The sequence below is a fragment of the Streptomyces sp. CNZ301 genome, from assembly GCF_004217425.1.
This window is the reverse complement of record NZ_SHLG01000001.1, coordinates 3222760-3243172: the sequence shown is the minus strand read 5'-3', so window position 1 is coordinate 3243172 and position 20413 is coordinate 3222760. Positions and strand designations below refer to the sequence as shown.

General features: G+C 69.3%; 17 protein-coding genes and 2 pseudogenes. 6 read left to right on the top strand and 13 right to left on the bottom strand.

All coding sequences use genetic code 11. The features are described from left to right. Positions 1-6: 6 nt before the first annotated feature. Positions 7-345: a hypothetical protein gene (locus tag EV375_RS13885; RefSeq protein ID WP_130299725.1), complete on the bottom strand. Its 339-nt coding sequence runs from the start codon at positions 343-345 to the stop codon at positions 7-9. 127 nt (positions 346-472) lie between these two features. On the opposite strand from EV375_RS13885, the gene EV375_RS13880 reads away from it, so the two are divergent. Together EV375_RS13880 and EV375_RS13875 are read left to right on the top strand one after the other, a co-directional pair. Beyond that, positions 473-1036: a hypothetical protein gene (locus EV375_RS13880; RefSeq protein ID WP_130299724.1), complete on the top strand. Its 564-nt coding sequence runs from the start codon at positions 473-475 to the stop codon at positions 1034-1036. A 231-nt stretch (positions 1037-1267) separates the two neighbouring features. Then, entirely contained in the window at positions 1268-2515 is a 1248-nt protein-coding gene (locus EV375_RS13875) for an Ig-like domain-containing protein (protein WP_165434734.1), read from the top strand. A gap of 136 nt (positions 2516-2651) precedes the next feature. Here EV375_RS13875 and EV375_RS13870 read toward each other — a convergent pair whose 3' ends face one another. Further along, positions 2652-3182, bottom strand: coding sequence for a type 1 glutamine amidotransferase domain-containing protein (locus EV375_RS13870; RefSeq protein WP_130299722.1), 531 nt, complete (start codon positions 3180-3182; stop codon positions 2652-2654). Positions 3183-4024: 842 nt separating this feature from the next. On the opposite strand from EV375_RS13870, the gene EV375_RS13865 reads away from it, so the two are divergent. Then, positions 4025-4579 (top strand): hypothetical protein, encoded by a 555-nt coding sequence (locus EV375_RS13865; RefSeq protein WP_130299721.1) that lies wholly within the window; start codon positions 4025-4027, stop codon positions 4577-4579. Positions 4580-4912: 333 nt separating this feature from the next. Here the strand turns inward: EV375_RS13865 and EV375_RS13860 are convergent, their stop codons facing one another. From EV375_RS13860 to EV375_RS13850, 3 genes and pseudogenes are all read right to left on the bottom strand, one after another. Next, positions 4913-5281 carry a low affinity iron permease family protein gene (locus EV375_RS13860; RefSeq protein ID WP_130299720.1) on the bottom strand — a complete coding sequence of 123 codons (369 nt, stop codon included), beginning with the start codon at positions 5279-5281 and terminating at the stop codon, positions 4913-4915. A gap of 229 nt (positions 5282-5510) precedes the next feature. After that, positions 5511-5603: pseudogene (locus EV375_RS13855) on the bottom strand (MerR family DNA-binding transcriptional regulator); the annotation flags it as partial. A 101-nt stretch (positions 5604-5704) separates the two neighbouring features. Further along, positions 5705-6289 (bottom strand): DinB family protein, encoded by a 585-nt coding sequence (locus EV375_RS13850; RefSeq protein WP_486588464.1) that lies wholly within the window; start codon positions 6287-6289, stop codon positions 5705-5707. Positions 6290-6450: 161 nt separating this feature from the next. Between EV375_RS13850 and EV375_RS13845 the strand changes: the two are divergent. Next, a pseudogene (locus EV375_RS13845) lies at positions 6451-6849 on the top strand (helix-turn-helix domain-containing protein); the annotation flags it as partial. Positions 6850-7214: 365 nt separating this feature from the next. Here the strand turns inward: EV375_RS13845 and EV375_RS13840 are convergent. The 5 genes from EV375_RS13840 to EV375_RS13820 form a co-directional block, all read right to left on the bottom strand. After that, positions 7215-7826 (bottom strand): ATP-dependent Clp protease proteolytic subunit, encoded by a 612-nt coding sequence (locus EV375_RS13840; RefSeq protein WP_130299719.1) that lies wholly within the window; start codon positions 7824-7826, stop codon positions 7215-7217. Position 7827: 1 nt separating this feature from the next. Further along, positions 7828-8481 carry an ATP-dependent Clp protease proteolytic subunit gene (locus EV375_RS13835; RefSeq protein ID WP_130299718.1) on the bottom strand — a complete coding sequence of 218 codons (654 nt, stop codon included), beginning with the start codon at positions 8479-8481 and terminating at the stop codon, positions 7828-7830. A 651-nt stretch (positions 8482-9132) separates the two neighbouring features. Beyond that, positions 9133-10194, bottom strand: a complete 1062-nt coding sequence (locus EV375_RS13830) for a cobalamin-dependent protein (protein WP_130299717.1) — start codon at positions 10192-10194, stop codon at positions 9133-9135. Beyond that, a complete protein-coding gene (locus EV375_RS13825; protein WP_130299716.1) occupies positions 10191-11855 on the bottom strand; it encodes a PP2C family protein-serine/threonine phosphatase in 1665 nt (554 codons plus the stop codon). The genes EV375_RS13830 and EV375_RS13825 overlap by 4 nt, the downstream gene beginning before the upstream one ends. A 275-nt stretch (positions 11856-12130) precedes the next feature. Further along, positions 12131-14041, bottom strand: a complete 1911-nt coding sequence (locus tag EV375_RS13820; RefSeq protein WP_130299715.1) for a CocE/NonD family hydrolase — start codon at positions 14039-14041, stop codon at positions 12131-12133. Positions 14042-14283: 242 nt separating this feature from the next. On the opposite strand from EV375_RS13820, the gene EV375_RS13815 reads away from it, so the two are divergent. Then, positions 14284-15858, top strand: coding sequence for an AbgT family transporter (locus EV375_RS13815; protein ID WP_130299714.1), 1575 nt, complete (start codon positions 14284-14286; stop codon positions 15856-15858). A 19-nt stretch (positions 15859-15877) separates the two neighbouring features. After that, positions 15878-16969, top strand: a complete 1092-nt coding sequence (locus EV375_RS13810; protein ID WP_130299713.1) for a DUF5937 family protein — start codon at positions 15878-15880, stop codon at positions 16967-16969. Between the two features lie 269 nt (positions 16970-17238). On the opposite strand, the gene EV375_RS13805 is transcribed toward EV375_RS13810, so the two are convergent. The 3 genes from EV375_RS13805 to EV375_RS13795 are packed head-to-tail and all read right to left on the bottom strand — an operon-like array spanning position 17239 to position 20401. Beyond that, positions 17239-18075, bottom strand: coding sequence for a carbohydrate ABC transporter permease (locus EV375_RS13805; RefSeq protein ID WP_130299712.1), 837 nt, complete (start codon positions 18073-18075; stop codon positions 17239-17241). After that, on the bottom strand, positions 18072-19142 hold the full coding sequence (locus EV375_RS13800; protein WP_130299711.1) for a carbohydrate ABC transporter permease: 1071 nt from the start codon (positions 19140-19142) through the stop codon (positions 18072-18074). Before EV375_RS13800 ends, EV375_RS13805 begins: the two co-directional genes overlap by 4 nt. Further along, positions 19100-20401 carry an ABC transporter substrate-binding protein gene (locus EV375_RS13795; RefSeq protein WP_130299710.1) on the bottom strand — a complete coding sequence of 434 codons (1302 nt, stop codon included), beginning with the start codon at positions 20399-20401 and terminating at the stop codon, positions 19100-19102. Before EV375_RS13795 ends, EV375_RS13800 begins: the two co-directional genes overlap by 43 nt. Between the last annotated feature and the right edge of the window lie 12 nt (positions 20402-20413).

Below are 20413 nucleotides of genomic sequence, written 5' to 3'. Positions count from 1 at the left end.
CAGTCCCTAGCCGGCCTTCCGGCGCCGTGCCCGCATGATCATGGCGCCGCCCGCTCCGGCCACGCCGAGCGCGCTCAGGAAGAAGGGCGAGGTGACGCCGTCCCCCGGCCGCTCGGCGGCGGACGTCCGGCGGGCACGGTCGGCGGCGGCGTCCGTCGCGTGCGGCGCGGGGGAGGAGTCCGAGTACGACGTCGCGGCGGGGTGCGCCCCGCCCGGGCCGGGGGTGTCGGGGGTGGCCCTCGCGGAGGGAACGAACCAGAGGGCACACAGCACCGCACCGGCCGCGGTGGCCGTCATCAGGGACCGGCGGTGAGCGGAGATGCTGGATCGTCCGGCTGCGGGCACGGAACAAGCCCCTTCCAAGCGCTGTCGTCGTCCGGCCGCGCCATGAACTGGCGGCACGGTGGCTGATGTTATAGACAGCCGCGGGTCGTACGGAAGCCGAGCCTCCGTTCCGTCCTACGCTCCGGACATGGCTGCCGACGAGACAACGCGTACCGAACTGTCCGACACATCCGCACAGTCCTCGCCGCACATCCGGCTCCGCGTCGATCTGGTCGTCGAGATCGCCGACGCGGACGTTCTGACCAGGTCGGCCCTTGATCACGTCGCCCGCGACGAGCTGATGCCGGACGAGGAGCGTGCGGACGCCGAGGAGGTCATCCGCGGGGACGCGGGGGAGGCGCTCGCCTGTCTGGTCGACCCCTTCGACCTCGTACGGGAGCTGCCGGGAGTCGAACTCGCGCACGCCAGTTGGGGCAGCGAAGAGATGGACGCGGACGATCTCGACGCGTTCTCGTTCCTCGAAGGGGCGGGCGGCCTCGACGACGAGGAGCACGACCACGAACACACCCACGGGTACGACCGCGAGCACGACAACGAATACCCCCTTGACCAGCACGGCGAGAACTCCGCGGCCGGTCTCCCCGACGAGAGCGGTCCCGCGGACTTCGACGAGCCGCTCGAAGACCTGGAGCAGGACTTCCGCGAGGACGTCAGCGGTGAGTTCCGCGGTCTGGACGGCGTGCGCCGCTGAGTGTCCCTCGTCACAGAGCTGACGGATTGTCCGCCGGGACATTTCCGCAGGTCACAGACTTTTCTCAAGTTGATTTGCCACAGGGGCGTGTCCCGGAACACAGTTTTGTAACTCGCGGAACCGGTCACCTGCCGGGGAGCGTTCCATCCCGTAGAGCGCGTCCGAACATGTCCGGGTTGGTCCGGCGGGGGATGTACGCGGTGATTCGGGGAGCTTGGGATTCGAGGGCAAATGGAGAGGCCTGTGACAACGCTGGGTAGGCACCGCAAGGCTGTATCGGCTGCGGCCGCGGTGCTCGGCGGTGTACTCGCGCTGGGCGCATGCGGTTCGTCCGGCGACGGCGGCAGCGGCGACGACGCCAAGAACGCCAACTCGGAGGCGCGCAGCAAGAAGAGTTCGGAGGCCCGAATAAGGATCGCCTCCAGGAACGGGTCCGAGGGGGCGAGCATCAACACCGGCGGCAACGTCGCGGTGAGCAAGGGGAAACTCACCGCGGTCAAGCTGACGGCCGTCGAGGGCGGCACGAGTGTCGCCGGCACCATGTCGGACGACGGCAAGTCGTGGAAGCCGCAGCAGCAGCTCGAGCGGGCCACCCGGTACAAGATCACGGCCCAGGCCAAGGACAGTGGTGGCCGCAAGGCCGTCGAGAACTCGACCTTCACCACGGTCTCGCCGGACAACAGCTTCATCGGCACCTACGCCGGTGAGGACGGCCAGACGGTCGGCGTGGGCATGCCGGTGTCGATCAACTTCGACAAGCCGATCACGGACAAGAAGGCCGTCCAGTCCGCGATCAAGGTCAGCTCGACCAGCGGCCAGCAGGTCGTCGGGCACTGGTTCGACGGCACCCGCCTCGACTTCCGCCCGCAGGAGTACTGGAAGCCCGGCTCGAGGATCACCCTCGACCTCAAGCTGGACGGTGTGAAGGGTGCGCAGAACCTGACCGGCGTGCAGAACAAGAAGGTCACCTTCAACGTCGGCCGCTCGCAGATCAGCACCGTCGACGTCGACAGCCACCAGATGACCGTCGTGCGCGACGGCAAGAAGCTCAAGACCATCCCCATCTCGGCCGGCAGCGACAAGAACCCGACGTACAACGGCAAGATGGTGATCTCCGAGAAGCACAAGGAGACACGGATGGACGGCAACACCGTGGGCTTCGGGCGCAAGGGCGAGGAGGGCTACGACATCAAGGACGTCCCCCACGCCATGCGCCTGTCGACGTCCGGCACGTTCATCCACGGCAACTACTGGGGCGCGCCGTTCGGTTCGGGCAACACCAGCCACGGCTGCGTCGGCCTGAAGGACACCCGTGGTGCGAACGACAACAGCGCCCCCGGAGCCTGGTTCTTCTCCAACTCGATGATCGGCGACGTCGTCGAGGTGAAGGGCTCGCCGGACAAGACCGTTCAGCCGGACAACGGCCTCAACGGCTGGAACATGAGTTGGGCGGAGTGGACGGCCGGCTCGGCCGTCTGATTTCCGGCCCGGCCCTCGCGTAACGCAACGCGGCAGGCGCAGGAGGGGCGGGGCACCGGTCACACGACCGGATGCCCCGCCCCTCCTGCTTTCTCGAGGTCCTCAAGGACCTCGCGGGGGTGGCCAAGTCTCCGTCTCAGCCGGAGAGTTGGGTCACCACGGCGTCGTTGAACGCCTTGAGGTCGCCCGGTTTCCGGCTGGTGACGAGCGTGTACGTGCCCTCGTCCACGACGACCTCCTCGTCGACCCAGTGGGCGCCGGCGTTGCGCAGATCGGTCTCGAGGCTCGGCCACGAGGTAAGGGTGCGGCCGCGTACGACGTCGGCCTCGATCAGCGTCCACGCGGCGTGGCAGATCGACGCGACGAGCTTGCCGCTCTCACAGAACGTCTTCACCAGTCGCACCGCGTCGTCGTCGAGGCGCAGCGCATCCGGGTTGGCCACTCCGCCGGGCAGGAGAAGCGCGTCGTACTGCTCCGCCGCGGCCTCGTCGACCGTCTGGTCCACCTGGAAGGTGTCGGCCTCGTCGAGGTGGTTGAACGCCTGTACACGGCCCGCCGTCGTCGACACCAGCCGGGGCGTGTGCCCGGCGTCCTTCACGGCCTTCCACGGTTCCGTCAGCTCAACCTGCTCGACCCCTTCGGGAGCCATGAGAAAGGCGATGCGCATTCTGGCCACTTCCTTCCGCGCCGCCTGCGGCGCGAGGGACTTCATCGGTCACGCAGCCCGGGTCCCCGGTGTGGCGCCTGTCATGCCCGGCGTGCGCGGCGGGCGGGCAGGCCGGGTGACCGTCTGTGACGGAGCGGCGCGTCAGGCCGCCCGGTCCGCTTCGTCGGGGGAAAGCGGTTCATCGGGAACGGCACGACGGGCCTGTCCGTCGCCTTCGGCCTGCCCGCCCAGAAGGCGCGAGGGGGCGCGGCGTTGCGGCCGGTGCGCGGTCCGGAGTCGCTCCGGTGTGCGGTCCCGCCCGGCGGCTGCCTCGGGTGCGGTCGTCTCCGGCCCGTTCATGTCAGGGGCGTCCCTTCGGTTCGGTGCGGAGCCGTTCCGTGTGCGGCTGCGGCCGGGCCGTGGTGCGTAACCCAGGTCGGTGTGCGCCACAAGAAAATGGATCGATGGCCTATACGGCTACGCGATGACAGGTGTCACGACTGTGAGCCGGGCGGGGCTTCGGATGATCACCGCATGCGGACCGCCGAGGCGTGCCGGGGGACCGGTTGCGTGCATGTCTGGGGGTGTCACCTGCGGTTTCCGGGCCGGGGCCGTGGAGGTTGACGCGTCATCTTCCGCTTCCTGGGGCCTTTTTGGGATGCGCTCCTTGTGTCCGGAGTGTGAAAACCAGCGTCCGTTGACGCGTCACCGTCAAAACAGTACGGTCCCGCAGCGAAATCGGTTGCTCGCACTTCCGCAGGTCGCTCGAAGGTCCGGGGGAGGGGCGAGGGTTACAGGGTTCCGCGCCAGCAGGGATGCGCATCTACGCGCGTTCTTGCCCCCCACCTGGAAGGAAAGACCTGATGACGTTCACCGGGAAGATCAGACGCAAGACGGTGATCCGCAGCGCCACGGCCCTTGCCGCGGGCGTGCTCGTCGCCGGCGGACTGGCCGTGCAGGCAAGCGCCGGCGAGGCCGACGTGAAGGCCGGCGACAAGCGGGCCAACGCCGAGATCCTGGACGAGAAGTGCGCCGTACCGCCGGACTTCGACGCCGCCATCATCAACACCGTCCACGACGTCGCGACGCAGCGCGGCGTGAACGACAAGGTGATGCTCGCCGCGTTCGAGGCCGGCTGGGTCGAGTCCCACATGAACAACCTCAACTGCGGTGACCGCGATTCGCTCGGCGTCTTCCAGCAGCGGCCCAGCGCCGGCTGGGGCACTCCCGAGCAGATCATGGACCCGGTCTACGCGACCAACGCGTTCCTCGACCAGGCCATCCCGAACGACCAGGAGGACCCGAGCATGACCGCCGGTCAGCTCGCCCAGAGCGTCCAGCGCTCCGCCTTCCCCGAGCGCTACGACCAGAGCGAGGCCAAGGCCCGGGAAATGATCGACACGGCTGCCAACAGCTGACGCACCCGGTTCCGGCTCCACCACGGGTGATACGCGGCCGCTGCCGGCCGCGGGGGAATGCGAACTGCGGGAGCTGGGGCACCGCCCGGGCCGTCAGTCCCCCTGGCTTCGCCGGGGGACCCCCCGGGGACAACCGGGCTCCTCCATGCGGAACGAGGCGAGCGGCCGTCCTGTCGGCGTCCTGATCCACGTCCTGATCCAGGTGCGCAGGCCGTCGCCCGTTCCTTGGCGGACGGCACCGGAGCCACCGGTGCCGTCGGCCGCCCCGCGGAGCTGCGTACCGCGACGGGCCGGGCCGGCTCGTCGTCGCGACGGCGCGACGGGGGCGGATCCTCACACGTTCTCGTCCATGCGTATCGCCTCCCGCAGCCTTTCGTGGGCCTTGTGAGAACCCCCCTCGTGCTGCTCGAGAACCACCGCGGCTATCGCGTCCAGCTTGCGCTGCAGCGCGTGCTCCGCGCGCCGTTCGGTGTTCTTGAGCAGGGCGAGGAGCAGCAGACTCACGGCCGCCATCATGTCGCCCACGAAGATCATCCACGTCACCGGCACGTGCAGGAGATGCACGACGACGAACGTGAGGATCAGGAGTACGCAGAAGCAGTAGAAGGCAGGCGAGCCGGTGACGTTGGAAGCCGTCTCGGCCATGCGCTCGAAGCGGCCCCGTTTGTCACCGCCCCGCTTTGCGGGGTGCTGGATGGTCATGTACATCCCGTTCCTGTAGGTGCCGGCTGGATGACGTGCGTGTACCCGGCGACCGCCGCTCACCCTCCCGCGCGCACTCCGGCCGCCGGTTTCTCCCGCAACGCTTCGAGCGCGGGGCCCGGTTCGTCGCAGGAGAACCGGACCGAGGTCACCCTTGCCTCACTGCCCAGCGGACGGACTGCCGTGACCGGCTCCGCCAGTTCCATCACCACGTTCGTACGGGACGAGGCCGTACGGGTTCGGGGAGGAGCCCGAGGCGGTGGTAGTGCCGCACGGTCCTGGTCGAGACCCCGGCCAGGGCGGCGAGTTCGCCGATTTGCATGCCTTGATTGAAGACCCTGACGCAACGGCAAGGTCAACACGAGGCCGAGCGCACCGCTGCGGAACGTCCCGTGCGAGGAGCGGGCGCCGCCGCCGGCGTCGCTACTGGCCGACCCGTCCGTCGATGCGCTCGCGCAGCAGGTCCGCGTGGCCGTTGTGGCGGGCGTACTCCTCGATCATGTGCACCAGGACGTCCCTGAGGGTGAGCGGCTCCCCTTCGTGCGTGACGGTGAAGTCCATGTCCGGTGAGTCCCGCACGAACCGCTCAGCGAAGGCGACCTCGGCCCGCCATGTCTCCCACGCCTCTGCGACGACGTCCGGATCCGCGACCGCTCCGTGGAAGTCGCCGTCGCGGTCGGCCTCGGAGCGGTAGTGCCGTGGCACGTCCTGTCCGGCCAGCACGCGCCGGAACCAGTTCTGCTCGACCCCTGCCAAGTGGCGCACCAGGCCCAGCAAGGACATGTCGGACGGCTCCACGGAGCGTCTGGCCAGCGCCGCGGCGTCGAGACCGGAGCACTTCATCTGCAGCGTCAGCCGCTGGTCGTGCAGAAATCCGGTGAGCGAGGCCCGTTCGTCCTCGAATCCCTCCTGGGAACGGGGGTCCTCGTCGGGGTGCACGAACATGTCCGACCACCCGAAGCGTCGTTCGGTTTCCTTCTCCGCTGCTGACTCCGCGCCGGTCTCCATCCCCTGAGCTTCCGCCGAACACGCGTGCGCCGCCACGGGTTTTCCGACCGCGGTCGTCCGGGGCGCCGCGGTGAAGTGCGCGTGGCTTCGGCTCGTTTCGCCGGTGGCGGAAGTGGCCGCCGCCCCCTTCCGGCTCGGCGCGGTGCTCCTAATCTGAAGTGGTGAGCACCCACACGCCCGGCAGGCCCCGCGTCGTTCCGCTGCGTCCGGCAAACGCCGTGCCGGTCCCCGAAGCCGCAGTCCCCGAAGGCACCGCAGTCCGCGAAGCAGCGCCGGAAGCCGCCGGCCCCGCGGCCAAGGAGCCGCTCTGGCGGCACGTCGTCGGCGGCGTGCTGCGCGGTGAGCGGCTCGGTCAGAGGCGAACCCTCAAGGACGTTGCCGAGGCCGCCCGCATCTCCATGCCGTACCTCTCCGAGGTCGAACGGGGGCGCAAGGAGGCCTCGTCCGAGGTGCTTGCCGCTGCCGCACAGGCGCTGGGGCTGAGCCTGGCCGACGTGCTGGGCCTGGTCCAGGGCGAGCTGGAACGGGAGCGGGAACGCCGTGCGCGGCCCGGCCGTCCGTCGGTGGTCCGCCGGGTGCGGCCGTCCGCTCCCGCCGCTTCGCCGGCCGACGTGCTCCGGGTGCCCGGCGGGGCTCTCCCCGGCAGCGGCGCGGCCGACGAGGAGAGCGACGGCGGCCCTGCCACGTCCGTGTCGACGCTGAGCACGCGGAGGGGTGGCACCCGGCCGGCGGCTCCGCGGCCGGGTGACGTGCGCCTCGCCGCCTGAAGAACGCTCCGGGGGAGGGTCTGAGAAACGGCCTGAGGAACGGCCTGAGGAACGCCCCCCCGTGCCGTGCCCCCGGTGCCGTGCCACGACGTCAGGTCACGCGTCGCCGTCGCCAACTGCCGCGTCGCCGTCGCCAACTGCCGTCGTACGACGCCCGGTCAGGCCGCTCCGGCCGCCAACTGCCGTCGGCTGAGCACTTCGTCGGCCAGCCCGTACGCGACGGCCTCGTGCGCGGTGAAGACCTTGTCGCGGTCCATGTCCGCCCGGAGGACTGTGACTTCGTGGTGGGTGTGCCGCGAGAGGATCTCCTCGACCTCTGAGCGGATCCTCAGCATCTCCTTGGCCTGGAGACTCAGGTCCGAGACGGTGCCACGGCTGCCGCCGCTCGCCGGCTGCCCCAGCAGCACGCGGGAGTGCTCCAGTACGAACCTCCGCCCGGGATCGCCTCCGGCCAGCAGCACAGCGGCGGTCGAAGCGGCCTGGCCGACGCAGAACGTCGAGATCGGCGCCCCGACGAAGGTCATCGTGTCGTAGATCGCGGTGAGTGAAGTGTAGGAGCCCCCGGGCGAGTTGATGTAGATCGCGATCTCGCGTTCGGGCGCCGAGGACTCCAGATGGAGCAGCTGCGCGATGACGACGTTGGCCACCCCGTCGTCGATCTCCGTACCGAGGAAGATCACGCGCTCGGAGAGCAGCCGGCTGTAGATGTCGTACGCGCGCTCTCCGTGCGGGGTGCGCTCCACGACGGTCGGGATCGTGTACTGGCTCATCTCAGAGACCCACCCTCCGCTTCGGTGCGGCCGGGCGGACGTCGTCCAGCGACTGCACGACCCGGTCGACCATCCCGTACTCCAGGGCCTGTTCGGCCGTGAACCAGCGGTCACGGTCGCCGTCCCGCGCGATCGTCTCTTCGCTCTGACCGGTGTGCTCGGCGGTGATCCGCTCGATGGCCTTCTTCATGTACTGGAGGTTCTCGGCCTGGATCGCGATGTCCGCCGCAGGTCCGCCGATGCCGGCGGAGGGCTGGTGCATCATGATCCGCGAGTTGGGCAGGGCGTAGCGCTTTCCCGCCGCTCCCACCGTGACGAGGAACTGGCCCATGCTCGCGGCGAAGCCCATGGCCAGCGTGGAGACGTCGTTGGGGACCAGCCGCATCGTGTCGTAGATCGCCAGCCCCGCGGTGACCGAACCTCCCGGGCTGTTGACGCACAGGCTGATGTCGGTACGGGAGTCCTCGGCGGAGAGCAGGAGCAGCTGCGCGCAGACGCGGTTCGCGGAGGTGTCGTCGACCTCGCTGCTCAGGAAGACGATGCGCTGCGTGAGGAGCTGGGCGGCCAGGTGGTCGTCGAACCGCGACGGAATGTTCCCCCCTTCCTCGGCACGTGGGGGCGACGGGCGGTCCGGTGGGACGGCGAGTGGCGACATGGGTCCTCCTGATCGTCGTGCGCCCCGGTGCGGTCCGCGGCGCTCACCCCACTGTCGGTCCGTCCGGCCCGTCGGATCAGGGATCTCGCCCCGCAGCAGATTCGCCCAGGGCAGAGCACATCGTTCCCGCAGGTCACGGCGTGGGTGCCGCCGGTCGCCGGGGCGTGGCCGGCCGCCTGCCGGGCCCGCGGCAGGCGGCGGGCTGCGCGGGCTGTCTCATCGAGGTCTCCCTCAGACGGCAGGGGCCTCGGCCGGGACTGCCGCGCCCCGAGCTCCGTCTCGGCAGCCCGCTTCCACGCAGGTACCGGCATCCCTTGACCGCGGAGCAAATCGGAGTAATCCTGGCAATTGGGTCGGTGAACAAAAGCAGAGCTTCGATACGGAGCATCTGTCTGTTCACCGGCTCGCATCCCCCGAAAATTCTGGAAGACGTGAGAGCGTCGACCGGGATTTCCGGGGGTTCCGCGTGTGCGGGGGCCTCTCCGGGCGGGGCGTACGGCCCGTGTCTTGCACGCGGCGTCAGCCGGACGCGGTGCCCCCAGGTCGCCGTCGGGGAGCGATCGGCGGCGCAAGGGCGACCCCGGCCGGACAGCTCATGACCGTTCCCACGAGGGTGCCGTCCCACGTCGCGCTCGCCGCCGTGCTCGTCCGTCAGGGACGGCGGGTGCCGTCCTGCTCGACGAGGGTCCGGCGCCCCGCCGCGAGTTTGTCGAGGGCCCGGGGAGACCCGCTTAGCCGGTCGGCCAGCGCATCCGTCATCGCGAGAAGGCAGCGGGGGTCCACCGAGCGGGTCAAGAGGTATCTCCGGGCGAAGTCGAGCTGACCGGTGAACACACGCGCGTCATCCACGAAGACCGCCGCGGCCAGGGCGTCCAGCAGCCGCCCGAGGAGCTCGGCGCTCTCCTCGTGCTCCTGTCCGGAGCGTTCTCGCAAGCCGGGGAACGGCTCACACGGCGTGTGAGCCAGGCGCTCCAGCACGGGACGCTGCCGGACGAGCTGTGCGTACGCCTCCACGGCACCGGTCTGGATCGACGACTCCCCACGCAGCACCGGTGGCCAGCGGCGACGCAGTGCATCCGCGCCGCCGCGGGCGTCGGCCGCGTACAGGTCCGCACCCAGGGCGTCCGCCCAGACGCCCCCGGGGCCGAACCCCGGCCCGCCCGCCATGACGGGAACACCGGCCCATCTGCATGCCTCGATCTGCCGGTACGCGAGCGGAAGGTTCCCCGGCAGCGTGCACGAGAGCGCAACGACGTCGGGGCCGCTCTGCTGTACGTCGGACAAGAGCTCGTGGGGCGACACCGACCCGCCGAGCGGGCGCACGTGGAAGCCGTGCAGTCGCAGCACTTCGGCGAGGATGCGGGAGGGCAGAATGTGCCACTCGCCGTCGCTGCAGGCCACCAGCACGTGGCCCTGTGAGCCGGTCCCGGAGGGGAAGCGGGCGGTGTTGCGGGCGGCGGACGCGACCGCGTCCACGACCTGCCTGCTGACATGAGTGGCGGCGTGCTCCCGTGCCACCGTCCACTCTCCGGACTCCCACCTGGCACCGACCTCGATCTGTGCCGGTGCCACCAGTTCGAGCAGTACGTCCTCAGCGCTCACGCCGCTCGTCAACAGACTGGTGGCCAGCTCGAGCGCACCGTCCTCGTCCGCACCCGCCAGGCAGGCGTCGAAGTCCGCGCGTACGGCGTCGGTGATCCCGGTGCCGCTCATCGGTTCGTCCGCAAACCGGTGCCCGCGGGCCCGCCGGATTCCTCGGGCTGCCGGTGCGGCGAGGAGTCATGGCGGGGAGGTGCTTGCAGCGTCAGGATGGAGATGTCGTCGTGGGGGCGTCCGGCGAGCCATTCGGTCGTGAGGAGCTCCAGACGCTCCGCCACCGACGCCGCCTGCATGCCGGCGCAGCCGGCCAGCGCGTTGACGAGGCGTTCGTCGCCGTAGATCTCCCGCCCGCTCACCCCGCCCCGTGCCTCGGTCACCCCGTCGCTGTAGAGAAGCATCAGCTCACCTGGTTCGAGGCGGAACTCCGTACTGCTGAAGCTGGGATCGGGCACCGCGCCGATGAGCGTTCCTTCGCAGACGATTTCCTCCACCCGTCCGCCGTCGCGGAGTGCGAGCGGGGGGAGGTGGCCGCCGCCGGCGATCCCCACCGTCACGGAGCCGTCGTGGCCTGGGCGGGCGAAGCCGGAGATCAGGGTCGTGAAGCGATGGCCTTCATCGATGACGATGTTGTTGAGCAACTGCAGGTCGCGCAGGGGCTCGGCGCCTTTCGTCACCAGGGTCAGGGTCCGCATGCTCTGCCGGACGTGCCCTGCCAGCACCGCGGCCTCAGCGCCCTTGCCGGATACGTCACCGAAGAAGAACGTGACCCCGCCCGAGGAGCAAGGGGCCACGTGGTAGAAGTCGCCGCTGACGCGCAGTGCCTCCGCGGCCGGGCGGTAGGCGGCGCCGAGCTGCAGGCCGTCCGCCGAGGGCAGCGGTTCCGGAGCCAGGCTGTCCTGAAGGACGGCGATGGTGTGGGCCTGCTGCGAGTACAGCGCCGCTGTCGCCAGCGCCAGTCCGGCCCTGTCGGCGAACTGGCGCGCCAGTTCGATGTCCACGTCGTCGAAACGGTCACGCTCCGGACCCCGCAGCATGATCAGCGCGCCGGCCGGCAGACCCCCTGCGTCGAGCTGGGCCACGAGCACGTCCTTGGCCTGAAGGAGGTCCCCCGGCACGACGTCGCCGAGGGTCCCCATCTCGTGGGCGCGTACCGCGGTGGGCCGCGGCTGGAGCCCGTACAGCGCGTCGCTCACCTCCGGCACCCGTTCGAGGGTCTCAACGGGCACCTCCCCAAAGGACCGCGCCTCGCCCGGACCCGCCCGATGCCAGCCCGTACGTCGCCCTGTCACCGGCAGCACCACCACGGACACGTCCGCCAGTTTCGGGATCACGAGCTCGACGACCGTGCGGACGGTACGGGTGTGATGGAGCGAGGCGCCCAGACGCCGGGTGGTCTCCTCCAGGAAGGCCGATCTGTCGCGTTCGTCGACGAGGGACGTCTCGGCTTCCCCGGCACCGCTCACGTCACGGACCAGCCACACCGCGTCGCCGTTGACGTTCTGCAGGCGACCGCGGAGCGTGCGGCCCTCGTGAGTGGTGGAGAAGCGCTCCGCCCGTCGGGCGGCGGCATGAGCGAGAGGTGCGACCGCGGACGTGCTCAGCTGCTCTCCGGGGCGCAGCCGGGGGAAGAGGCAGGCCGCGGCACGGTTGAATCCACGGACCGTCCCATCGGCCCGGTCGCACACGACGACTGCCTCTTCGACAAGATCCAGCAGTTCGCCGAGCTCCGCCCTGGGTCTGCCCCGTGCGTCCCAGCGGTCACTCTCGTCCGTCATCGGCCACCACCTCGTGCGCGTTCAGCTGCTGCGCCTACAGTGCCCGTGTTGCCGGTTCTGCTCCTGTTTGCTCCTCGTGGTTGATGCAAGTGGTGGCCCGGCTCCCTACGGGTGCTGCGACGCCGGCTCGAGTGCGGACGTCAACCGCCCGCCGGCGCCACTCCGACCGGGCAGCTCACGCCCGTGTCGGCGGACTCTCCTCGGGTGTAGGGATGCGGGGGGGCTTCAGCAAGGGTGCACACCGAGTCCTTCTCGATCAGTCCTTCCGGCGGGCACTACGTCAGTGCCGTCCGCCCTCCCTCCAGCCACACCAGCACGTGGGAAGGGTGCTCGGCATCCATGTGCACGGTGTTCGCGGCTACGGCGGTACGGCGGACGTCGGCCTCCGGTTCGCCGGTGTTGGTGTTGACGTCGAATCGGGGGAAGTTGCTGGAGGAGATGTCCAGCCGGATGCGGTGGTCGGCGCCGAAGCGGTTCGCCGTGTCGGGGGCGGTCACGTCGATCTCGTACACCTCGCCCGGGGTGAGCAGCTCCGGCCTCTCGTAGGAGCGGTGGAAGCGGCAACGGAAGATGCCGTCGGTGAGGATCATGGCGAAGCCGTGCGGATAGTCCGCGTTGGGCGGGTGTACGTCGATCAGCTTGACGGTGAAGTCGGTGTCCGGGGCCGTGGTGGATATGAAGAGCTTTGCCGTGACCGGACCGGCCAGCACCACGTCCCGCTTCAGCGGCGGCGTCGTCAGGCTGATCACGTCCGGGCGGGAATCCAACGGCAGATACGGCTCACTTGCGCCGAACACGCGGGAGTCCGGGGCGTTCTGGTCGTACGCCCCGCCCGACATCACCGGCTCGCCCGAGGTGATCTGGCCGCCCATGGTCGGCACCGGGCTGCGCGGATCGAAGTCGTATGTCACCGACCTTGCGGCCGCCGTCGGCGGGGTGGTGGTGATCGCGCCGCCGGTGTCGAGGTACAGCGCGACGGGGGCCATCGACGAGGGGGGCCACTGCGTGTCCGTGCGCCATTCGCCGCCGTGGCGCATCCGCCCGTCCGCGTTCCGCAGTCCGTCGCCGCCGCCCATCAGGAAGTACTGGACGGCGGGGGCGCTCCCGGGCTCCGGGCTCCCGCTGCCGTTTCGCCCCAGCGCCCGGTCGAACCAGCGGCGGCGGAACTCCAGATACGACGGGGCGAGGTTGCCGTCCAGTCTGGCCCGTGGGCCGAAGTCGACATCTCCGGCATGGGTCTTGCAGCGGTGACCGTGCGTCCACGGGCCCATCACCAAGTACGCGGGTGCCGATTTCAGCTGCCGCAGCGCGGTGAAGTTCTCGATGGTGGAGCGGACGTAGGGGTCGTACCAGCTGCCCATGTGCAGGCTCGGTGCGTCCGGGAAGCGCTCGTAGAAGCCGCGCCCGTAGATCGCCGGGTTGCGGTAGTAGTCCCCGAAGGCGTCCTGCCGCCACTGCTCCAGCAGGTAGTCCTCGTACTCCGGCAGATGCCGCAGCGGCGAGCGGCCCGGCCGCCACGGCATCGCCCTGAACCAGCCCGCCACATCAAGCCGGCTCAGCTCCTCGGCCAGTACCAGGTCCGCCGCCACTTCCGGACTGCTCATGGCGTGCCGCAGCGTCCACGTCACCTGCTTGAGCTCGAAGGCGCCGCCCATTCGCATCCCCGCGTCGTATGCGGAGGAGAAGCCCCCCGAGTCCTGGAACATCGCCGCAAGCCCGGCCACTCCCTCGGCGGCCGCGGCCGCCTGGACGTGCGCGGAATAGGACACTCCGGTCATCACGACCCTCCCGTCGCACCACGGCTGCTCCCTCAGCCAGGCGACCGTGTCCGCCCCGTCCGGGCCCTCGCCGAGATACTTCACGAATGTCCCCCCGGAGTCGCCGCGGCCCCGGCAGTCCTGCCGTACGACGTGGTAACGGCCGTCGGTGAAGTACCGGGCGATGTCCTCCGGCTGCGGGACAGGCGCGTCACTGCGGTCCTGATCCGATTCGCGCGGCTTGCGCCGCCCGTAAGGAGTCCGTTCGAGAAGCACCGGCAGTGGGCTTGCATCCGGTTCCGGTGTGGCGGAGTACAGGTCGGTGGCGAGACCGACGCCGTCCCGCATCGGGATGCGCAGGGTGCGGCGCCACAGGGTGCCCCCTTGGAGGGGCTCGGGGCTGAGGGCAGGGGTGTCGTAACAGGTCACGCCCGTGACGCTAGACAGGGGGCGACGTCATGGGCGATCACTTGACGTCATCAGGTCAACTGTTCCGCCAGACGGTGACGGAGCCGAATACGCGACCTACTGTGACGCGCAACCCAGACGGCCCCGTGCCCCACCACGGCGGCACCCGCGCACCGATCGTGCCCGGCCTTCCCCCGCTTTCCCGCAGCCCGCCCATGAGCAGCCGCGCCGTGCCCTCATTCGTCGCTCCCCAGGAGATCGCTATGAGTACAACCGACAATCCCACCCAGAAAGTGCAGGCTGTCGAGCCTGACGAGGGGGGCCGTGGTTCGCGGTTCCTCGATCTGGTTGAGCGCGCGGGGAATGCGCTGCCGCATCCGTTCTGGCTGTTCTGGATCCTGTGCGGGGTGGTCACCGTCGCCAGCTGGGCCCTGAACGCTGCCGACCTCAAGGTCAAGGACCCCTCCTCGGGCGACATGGTCGGCGTACGCAGCGCACTGTCGGCGGATGCCGTACGGGACCTGATCAGCGGAGCTCAGGAGTCCTACGTCCTCTTCGGGCCGCTCGGCACCGTGCTGATGGTGATGCTCGGTGTCGCGGTCGCCGAGCGCTCGGGACTCTTCGAAGCCCTCGCCCGCCGCATGCTGTCCGGACTCTCCCCGCGCATGGTCGTCCTCGGGGTGGCCCTGGGCGGCGTGCTGGGGAAGTTCCTCTCCGACTCCGCGTACGTGGTGCTCATCCCCCTCGGGGCAGTGGCTTTCCGCGCCGTGGGCCGCTCTCCGATGCTCGGCATGATCGTCGCGTTCGTCTCGATCAACGCCGCAGGCGACGCCAATCCGCTGATCGCTCCGGGAGACGCCCTGTTCGCCTCTGTGGCCACCGAGGCCGCGCAGCTCGTCGACGAGGACGCGGTGGTCCGTGCGACGGACAACATGTACTTCACCACGGTCTCGGCGTTCGTACTCGCGGGCACCATCGCCCTGGTCGTCGACAAGATCCTCGCCAAGCGCGAGCACCATCTGATACCCGACGACGACCTGGAAGCCATCGCATCCCAGCAGGTCGTCGCCGCCGAGGTCGACGACGACACCGAGGTGCGGGCTCTGAAGCTGACCGCTCTGGCTGTCGTCGGCTACGCGTCGCTGGTCGGGCTCGCGCTGCTGCCCGCTTCGTCGCCGCTACGCGGCGAAGGAGGCGCGCTCGTGGAGTCCACCTTCATGAACGCCATCTCCGTTTTCCTCACGGCCTTCTTCCTGCTCGTCGGCGCGGTGTACGGGCGGCTCACAGGGCGGATCCGCGGGAACCGCGCAATACCGGAAGCCATGGCGGAGGGGGTGCGGTTCATCGCACCGCTCTTGGTGCTCTTCTTCGCCGTCGCCCAGTTCGTCGCCCTGTTCAAGTGGACCAACATCGCCACGGTCGTCGCGGTCGAAGGGGCGGGCTTCCTGAAGCAGCTGGGCGCCCCCACCCTGGTGCTGTTCTCCGTGCTGATCGCCGCGGTAGCCCTCATGAACCTCCTCATCACCTCCGGCTCCGCCCTGTGGGCTCTGGTGGCCCCCGCGCTGGTACCGATGCTCCTGCTGCTCGGCACCAACCCGGCAACGACCATGGCGCTCTACCGCATCGCCGACTCCTGCACCAACTCCATCACCCCGATGAGCACCTCGTTCGTGCTCTGCGTCGGCTACTTGCAGACCCTCCGCCGCAAGGCCGGCATCGGCACCCTGGTCTCCTTCACGTTGCCTGTCGCCATGATCATGCTGGCGGTGTGGGTGCTGCTGTTCTTCGTCTGGTACCTGCTGGGAATCCCGCTCGGCCCAGGGGCGCCGGTGCGTTGAGCAGCCGTACGCTGGCCGAGTGAGCATCGTCCTCGACGTCGGAGGGCTCAGTGCCACGGACCTCGTGGCAGGGCCCTCCGCTCTGTCGGAACTGATGGCGAGCCTGCATGTGCTCGCCGAACCCGAGCACCACCCGGAGGCCACCGGCTGGGCGGCGCGGGCCATCGCGACGCGCCCCGAACTGCGGGACGAGCTCTCGGTGTTCGCCCCGCTGTGGGTCCGCTTCCGCTGCCGCCTCTTCTTTCCCCGTACGCTGCCGCTCGCCGCGAGCCTTGACGAAGAACTGGCGGGGATAGCGGCTCTGCCGGTGGAGGAATTCGTCGAGTTGGTGGCGCCCGGAGTGCTCGGTGCTCTCGTGCAGCCCATGCCGCCGGCCCGCGAGCTGCGCCACGGCACCGCCGCCGCGGAGGAGTACGTGCGCCGTTGCGTGCGCCGCTCGTACGCCCGCGGCGAGCTGGCGCGGCATCTGGTGGCGGCGCCCACGGATATGCGCGACCGGCTGCTGGCGCTGCTGCGGGCCGCCGACACCGCATTCTTCGCGGCGGACTGGCGCGCCCTGCGCCCGAGCCTGGAGCACCACGCGCGTGAGGTGCGCCGTCGGCTGGCGACCTGGCCGCCCGCGGAGGTGCTCGCCGAACTGCTGCCGACGGCGGACAGAGTCGGGCCGGGCGAGCGGGTGAAGCTGGACAAGCTCCAGATCGACGAGGTGAAGGTCGCCCCGCGCTCGCTCGTCCTCGTCCCGTCCACGCGGGTGTGGCCGCATCTGACGGTCAAGAAGGAGCATTCGTCGTGCGTTGTGGTGCAGTACGCGGCGCGCGGTACCGCCCCGGCCGGGGCGCTGAGCCTTCGGGATCTGCACGACCGGCTACTGGCTCTGGGTTCTCCGACGCGGATGGAGCTGTGCCGCCACCTGCTGGGCGAGCCCATCACCACCTCGGAGCTGGCCGTCCGGCTCGGCTCCAGCGAACCGCAGGTATCCCGCGCCCTGCGGACGCTGCGCGAAGCGGGCTTGGTGCGCTCCACCCGGGACGGAAAGCTGGTGCGGCACCGGCTGGCCACGGATGTCATACGGCGGCTGGGCGACGACGTCCTCGCAACCGTGATGCGGTGAATCGCTGCCCGGCGGCGTCTGTACCCGGCGGACGTACTCTGCGTCCGTCCTCCGCTCGAACAGCACCTGATCACTTGCCCCGGCCCCGGCAGGGGTCCCGGCCTCCGTCGATGAGCTCCGCGAAGTCCGCCTCGGGCCACGGGCGTTGAGGTCCCGCGCCCCCGGACCCACGGTCGGGTTCGGGGGCACGGTGACCAAGGGCAGGCGCACGGTCGTCCCGCACCGGCGGCGTACGCCGGCAGCCCCGCCGTTGCAGGGCGCCGCCGGGGTCAGCCTTTGGTCGCGCCGGAGGTGAGGCCCTGGACGATGTGCCGGCTGGCGAAGGCGAACAGCACCATCGTCGGCAGGATCGTCAGCACCGCGGCCGCTGACATCGAGCCCCAGTCGATGTTGAAGCTGGAGATGAATCCGTTCAGGGCCGTGGGGATGGTCTTGTTCGCATCGCTGTTCATCAGCGTCACGGACAGGAACAGCTCGTTCCAGCAGTTGATGAAGTTGAAGACGAACGCGGCGATGATGCCGGGCCGCATCACCGGCAGCAGCACCCGGAACAGCGCCCCGAACCGGGACAGGCCGTCGATCATCGCGGCCTCCTCGAGCGCGTCGGGAATGTTCTCGAAGAAGCCGCGCAGCATCACCGTGCAGAACGGGATGCAGACGGCGATGTAGACGAGGATGAGCCCGAGCCGGTTGTCGACCAGCTTCAGGTCGGTCATCAGCAGATACAGCGGACCCAGCGCGATGAACGCCGGGATCATCTGGGTGACCAGGGCGGCCATCAGCAGCGCGGACTTGGAACGGAACTCGAAGCGGGCCAGCACGTATCCCGAGAGCATTGCGATCGCCGTGGCCGTGAGACCCGCGAGGGCCGCGACGATCAGGCTGTTGACGAGGTACGTGCCGAAGTTCGCCTTGCTGAACAGCCCGCGGTAGTTCTCCAGCGAGAACGTCTCGGGCCAGTAGGCGATCGGGAAGGTGAAGATGTCCCCGGGTGCTTTGAGCGAGGTGATGGTGATCCAGTAGAGGGGGAAGGCGGTGAAGACCAGCCACAGGCCCAGGAAGGCGAACTTCACTGCCCGGCCGCCCGCGGTCTCCTTGCGAATCACGAGCTCACCCCGTCCCGCCGGCTCTTGCGCGTGGCCCGGCTGCTCTTCTCCCGGGTGGCCAGGAGGTAGAACACCGCGAAGACGAGCAGCGACGCGACGATGAGCAGGCCGAGCGCGGAGGCCCTGCCGTAGTCGCCCTGTTGTGTGATCCGGATCATCCAGGTGGTCACGATGTGCGTCTCGTTGTTCGGTCCGCCACCGGTCATGCCGAAGATCAGGTCGGGGAAGTTGAAGATCCAGATGATCCGCAGCAGCACCGTCAGCGCGAGTGTGGTGCGGATGTACGGAATGGTGATCTGGAACAGCGTGCGCGCCTTGCCGGCACCGTCGAGAGCGGCGGCTTCGTACAGCTCGTCCGGGATGGACTGCAGTGCGGCGAGGATCATGATTGCGAAGAAGGTGACGCCGTACCAGATGTTGGCGACCAGTACGGCGGCCATCGCGCTGTCCGGGTCGGCCAGCCAGGCGAGCGGGGCATCGATCACACCGGCCTTCTGCAGCAGGTCGTTCACGGCCCCGAACTCGCTGTTGAAGAGCCAGCGGAAGAGGATGCCGATGAGGAAGCCGGAGATCGCCCAGGGAAAGAAGACCAGTGCCTGGTAGAGGCCGCGGAAGCGGAACTTCCGGCGCAGCCACAGGGCGAGGGCGAAGCCGATCAGAAGCTGCGGGACGATCGAGCCGAACACCCACACTGCTGTGTTGCTCACCACGGTGCCCCAGGCCGGGTCGCCGAAGACGTCCCGGAAGTTCTTCAGACCCACCCAGGACGTGTCGGTGAGGTCGGTGAGCTTCCAGTTGCGGAAGGCCATCTGGCTGCCCGCGAACACCGGGTAGTAGGTGAACACCGCGACGAAGATCGCGGCCGGGGCCAGGAAGGCAGCGATGAGCAGACCGCGGCGGTTGCTGAACTCGGGCTTGCGCCGCCCAGGTGCCGTGCGGCGCCCGGGCGGGGCGCCCTCCTTGCGGGAGGGACGCCCCGTCGCCGGCTTCCTCGTCTGTTTCGTCGGGTACGCGGCGGGCACGGCTACTTCTCCTTCGCCCACTTCGCGGTCCAGAAGGCGTCCCATTCGGCCAGCAGCTTCTTGGGCGTCATCTTGCCGAGCAGCACCTTCTGCACGTCGGCGTCGGCCTTCTGCTCCCACTCGGTCCACCAGGAGACACCGCGCGGCTGGGTGACGTTGAGGTACGTGTCCGGGTTCTCCGTCATCGTCACGTAGCTCGCCCAGGGACCGGTCTTGTAGAAGTCGTCCTCGCCCGCCGACTTCAGGATCGGCACCAGGCTGTTCTTCTTGCTGAACGTGGTCGACGCCTTGCCCTCGGAGAGGAACTTCAGCAGCTTCAGGGCCTCGGGCTTGTGGTCGCTGCCTTTCGCGATGCCCCAGCCGGCGGTGGCCAGCGGCTGGACCGTCTTGCCGCTCGGCCCCGTCATCAGTGGCGCAGTGCTCCACTGTTCCTTGGAGACAGTGCTGGACTCCCGGACGGTGGCGATCACTTCGGGGTCCTGCAGCAGGAAGGCGGTGGAGCCGTTGGAGAATCCCTCGACCATCTCCGGGTAGCCCCAGGAGACGGACGATTTGGGGGAGGCCTTCTTGAAGAGGCCGAAGTACGTCTCGACGGCGTCCTGCGCCTCGGGGGCGGAGAAGATGGTGCTGCCGTCCTTGAGCTTGTAGCCGTTCCGGGGGTCGATCTTCCCGGCGACGTACGCCGAGATGGCGGCGGTGACGTTGCTGTTGCCGTTGGTGCCACCGCGGAAGGCGTAGCCGTACCGGCGCTTGCCCGGGTCGTGGATGGCGGAGGCCTGCTTCAGCAGGTCGTCCCAGGTGGACGGCGGCTTGCTGAAGCCGGCTTGCTTGATCAGGTCGGTTCGGTAGAAAAGGCTGAGGCCGTAGAAGCCGTAGGGGACGAAGTACGTCCGGCCCTTTTCGTCCTCGGCCGCGTTGACGGCGTTGTCCGTCATCTCCTGCCAGCCGTCCCAGCCCTTGAGGTCCTTCTTCATGTCGTGGAGCCAGCCGTTGGTCGACCACGGTCCTACGGTGATGTCGCGCACTTCGAGCACGTCGACGCCGGTGCCGGACTGGAGCATCTGCCGCAGCTTCTGATCGGCCTGCTCGGTCGGCGGCGAGATCAGGTTGACCTTGACGCCGGGGTTCTCCGCCTCGAACTCCGCTATGAGGTCCTTCAACAGGTCCGTGCGGGTGGGGTTCGTGAGGCTCTCGGCCATGTTGATGGTGACCGTGCCGCCGTCGCCGCCGCCCATGGCGGAACAGCCGGTCATGACCATCGCGGCGGCGGTTCCGAGTGCCAGGGCTGCCGTCCTTCTTCTCATCGTGCTGACCTC